Origin of the sequence: Bernardetia sp., from assembly GCF_020630935.1 — a bacterium.
In the GTDB taxonomy this organism is placed as follows: Bacteria; Bacteroidota; Bacteroidia; order Cytophagales; family Bernardetiaceae; genus Bernardetia.
In genome coordinates this window covers 1-3228 of the sequence record NZ_JAHDIG010000146.1, presented here as the reverse complement: position 1 = coordinate 3228, position 3228 = coordinate 1, and the positions used below count along the sequence as shown (strand labels likewise).

Annotated in this window: 5 protein-coding genes and 1 pseudogene; all 6 read right to left on the bottom strand. The window is 33.2% G+C overall.

What is annotated here, in order from left to right; genetic code table 11:
• Window positions 1–61: 61 nt before the first annotated feature.
• Window positions 62–382 carry a hypothetical protein gene (locus QZ659_RS20425; RefSeq protein ID WP_291728944.1) on the bottom strand — a complete coding sequence of 107 codons (321 nt, stop codon included), beginning with the start codon at window positions 380–382 and terminating at the stop codon, window positions 62–64.
• The gene (locus QZ659_RS20420) at window positions 379–690 is read right to left on the bottom strand and encodes a hypothetical protein (RefSeq protein ID WP_291728943.1); all 312 of its coding nucleotides are present in this window, start codon (window positions 688–690) and stop codon (window positions 379–381) included. The genes QZ659_RS20425 and QZ659_RS20420 overlap by 4 nt, the downstream gene beginning before the upstream one ends.
• 390 nt (window positions 691–1080) lie before the next feature.
• Window positions 1081–1629, bottom strand: coding sequence for an antirestriction protein ArdA (locus QZ659_RS20415; RefSeq protein WP_291728941.1), 549 nt, complete (start codon window positions 1627–1629; stop codon window positions 1081–1083).
• A gap of 74 nt (window positions 1630–1703) precedes the next feature.
• Window positions 1704–2336: a hypothetical protein gene (locus QZ659_RS20410; protein WP_291728939.1), complete on the bottom strand. Its 633-nt coding sequence runs from the start codon at window positions 2334–2336 to the stop codon at window positions 1704–1706.
• A gap of 236 nt (window positions 2337–2572) precedes the next feature.
• On the bottom strand, window positions 2573–2770 hold the full coding sequence (locus QZ659_RS20405) for a hypothetical protein (RefSeq protein WP_291728937.1): 198 nt from the start codon (window positions 2768–2770) through the stop codon (window positions 2573–2575).
• Window positions 2771–2854: 84 nt separating this feature from the next.
• Window positions 2855–3228: pseudogene (locus QZ659_RS20400) on the bottom strand (hypothetical protein); the annotation flags it as partial.

Sequence of the window (3228 nt, the reverse complement as noted above, 5' to 3'; positions counted from 1 at the left end):
CCTCCTCTATTTTTCAAATAGTGAACACTTCTATCAGGAGTTGAGATTACATTTTTTGACATTATGGTAGGACTTCGTTTCCGTTAAATCTGATAATTAAATGAGGATGAATTTTAATGACATTTCCATTTTTTAAAAGGACATTGCGAGTGATATTTTTTCGCTCATTGGGACGGATAGAAAGACTATCCTTTTGTTTTTTTGCTCGCTTTTTTTGTGCTGCTTTTGAATTTTTGTAGAGCCTAGCATCGTGCAGATACATTTTTTCTCCTCCTGTATCTCGCCCAAGGTCAGCCGTAATGACAGTACAAGAAAATTTGGTAGGTTCTCCATATTCATCTAAAGAATCAATGATTCTAAATACTTCTGAGCTGTGTGTCATTTTTCTAAAAATTTATCTCTCCAAAAGGTAACTTCTCCATCTTTTTTTTCAATTTCCCTGTCTTTGAGTTTTAAAAGGTCATCATAGGTTTCTTTGATTTTATCTATATATGAAGTTCTTTCTTTGTTTACGAGGTATAAAAACAGCCCTAGTACACCTACAATAGTTACTTTTGAAGCGACATCAAAAATATCAAGGCTAGTGCTAACTACTGGATTTAGAGTAGCAGTACCTGTATTTACAAAATAAGAAGCAGCCGTAGAAAGTAGTACAGCTTGCAGTAGAGAGTCTAAGAAATAAAATCGCATAGCTTGTATTTTTTATTTCAAAAGAGCAGAAATATAGGCTTACTTTTTAGTAGCTAAAAACACATATATTGTACAACCTTTCTTGAATTACATTTTTTATGGTTTGCGTAGCTTACTTTAAAAAGATGTAGTTCAATCTGACTCTTTTTTTATGTTCAAATGGCTTGCTTTAGCTTGCTTTTTGGATATAAAAATGCCTTCTCTACGCAAAAAAATGGGTATAACCTTCATTTTTCAAAAAGCTACTTTTTGAAAAATGAAGGTTTTGAGAAATGATTTTGATATATTGTTTTTTATCTTATATTTGTAACTGGTGTTTATCTCCTTTAAAAAGTTGATAAATATAGCCTTATGGGTTGCCCCCTGTAAGGCTTTTTTTGTAGCTATCAGTTAATGAGATAAAAATACATGACCATCTATGTTAGTATATGAATGTCTTAACTCATGTTCATAGTGTTTGTAATCAAAAAAAGGCTCAATGGCTTTTATAAGATTTTCATCAAATAAACAATCAAAATGATTTTCTTTGTGTTGGTGTGCAAAGTCTGAGAACTCTTTATAATACCCTTGATAATTATTCTCATATATATCTATTGCGTTAGCCACTTCATTACATCCAAAGTGTTCTATCACAGATATAAAACAATCAATATCACTTTGCTCTTTATCTCTCACAAACTCAGCAAAATCAAATAGTCTTTCAAGGCTTTTTTCTCCCATACTTTCACTATAAAAATTATCGGGGAAGCCTTCAAAATCTTGGTACATGGGTTCTTCTATAGGTCCATTAAGAAGAGGGTATTTTTTATCTAGTTCTTTGAAGTATTCAAAGACACTTTTTACAAATTCTTTGGCACTATCAAACCCTAAGAGGTCAAACCATTTTCCAATGATGCCGTACTCGTTGTATGTGCCATAATCACTTACAAAAATTTTCATGAGGGTGGTGTTTATAATAAAAAAGTTGATATAAAAACCCTTGTAAGTTGCCCCTTACAAGGGTTTTGAAGAAATTATATTTGATAGCTCAAAAGCTGTTTTTTAAAGCTATCAATAGAATTTTCCATGTACACCTTTGTTGTATTTATCAAATCTTTGATAATATCACTATTGCCTAGCGTAAATTTTTCGTTCGACATAGGCTTCTCAAAGGTAATTCTAAATGTATCCATGTCGCTTCCCTCTGTGGCTTTTGAAAAAGATTCATACATGGCAAGTTTTAAATCTAACTTAGATTTAATCTTATTAGCCTGTTCTAATCTATTTATTTTTTCTTCTGCTGTTTTGTGAGAAGGCTTTTTGGCTTCTTGAAGTTGCTTTTCTAATAATCTGACTTGCTTCTGTGCCTCTTCTTTGGCATTTTTAGCAGCCGTTTGAAGTTCCTGCTCGTGATGCAATATTTTTGATTTTAAGATAGAGTTTTCAAGTTCTGCTTTTTCTGTGTCATTTTGTAAACTTTCTTTTTCCTCTTCTAGCCCTCTGAGGTCTGCTATAAATTCTAAACGCTCGTTCTCATGGTCTTTTTTAAGCTGTTTAATTTGCTCTTGAAGTTCTGTAATAGTAGGAACAGTTTTTGGCGCATCTTGTCCATTTTTTTCCTTAGTAACGGCTATTTTTTTCTGTGGTGTTTTTAATGAATTTGACATAATTCTAGGTGTTTATTTGTAAAAAAGTTGATGATAAACTCTTATAAATTGCCCTTTATAAAGAGTTTTTTTATAAAAATTGATAGTCTTTTCTATCTCTTTGCATACTACAAAAATTCATTATAAAAACCTACTATTTAGCGAAATAAAATACACTTTATTTATTATTTGTTTGTATATTTTATCTTTAAAACATAAGTTTCTTTTATTCCCTCTAGTTTCTTTAAAATCCTTATTTATATGCCCCTCAAGGCACTTTTGAGCTTTGAAATAAAAAAAACGTTGCCACGCACACACGAAACACCACGACCTGCGCTGCTTTGTTTGGCAGTTGCCACTGTGGTTTTTACCGAAATATGATTTGGATTGTGAAATGAGATAAGGAAAAGGAGGGGAGCAAATGCAGCTTTCAAGGACGAGCGAAGTTGCCCCATACTAAGATGCCCCTACTATTTTATGTTATGAAATTTCACAAAATGGTAGGGGCAAGCCTTATGATGTTATAAATGGTTTACAGTCTAACGAATGGGTACGCTCATATCATTGAGACTATTTGCGTGGATTCTGCCTTTGAACATAGGAAACAGGAGTGAGTCTTTGGCTTCTGATAAGTTTGTTGCATCTTCTGGGTTCACATTCTTATTTACTTCGGGTCGTTTATCTTTTTCCAGTCTGTGCCTGTCTGTTCTAATCCCTGCGTTGTTGATGGAGGTAATTAGGTCATAGCAAGTGGTCTCGTTGATTCTAATGACAGGAAGTCTCTTATCATCTTCTTTGTAGAGCTTTCCATAGAAGATATAACGACTCTCGTGTGAAGGAGCTTGACCACAATCAATAACTTTAACCTTCCAGCCTTGCTCCTTAAACTCTCCAATGATAGCATCTTTAGGAG

What these genes read in the sequence shown, in the direction of transcription:
- QZ659_RS20410 (WP_291728939.1), bottom strand. Translation starts at nt 2,336, where the DNA reads ATGTCAAATTCATTAAAAACACCACAGAAAAAAATAGCCGTTACTAAG.
- QZ659_RS20425 (WP_291728944.1), bottom strand. Translation starts at nt 382, where the DNA reads ATGACACACAGCTCAGAAGTATTTAGAATCATTGATTCTTTAGATGAA.
- QZ659_RS20420 (WP_291728943.1), bottom strand. Translation starts at nt 690, where the DNA reads ATGCGATTTTATTTCTTAGACTCTCTACTGCAAGCTGTACTACTTTCT.
- QZ659_RS20405 (WP_291728937.1), bottom strand. Translation starts at nt 2,770, where the DNA reads ATGGGGCAACTTCGCTCGTCCTTGAAAGCTGCATTTGCTCCCCTCCTT.
- QZ659_RS20415 (WP_291728941.1), bottom strand. Translation starts at nt 1,629, where the DNA reads ATGAAAATTTTTGTAAGTGATTATGGCACATACAACGAGTACGGCATC.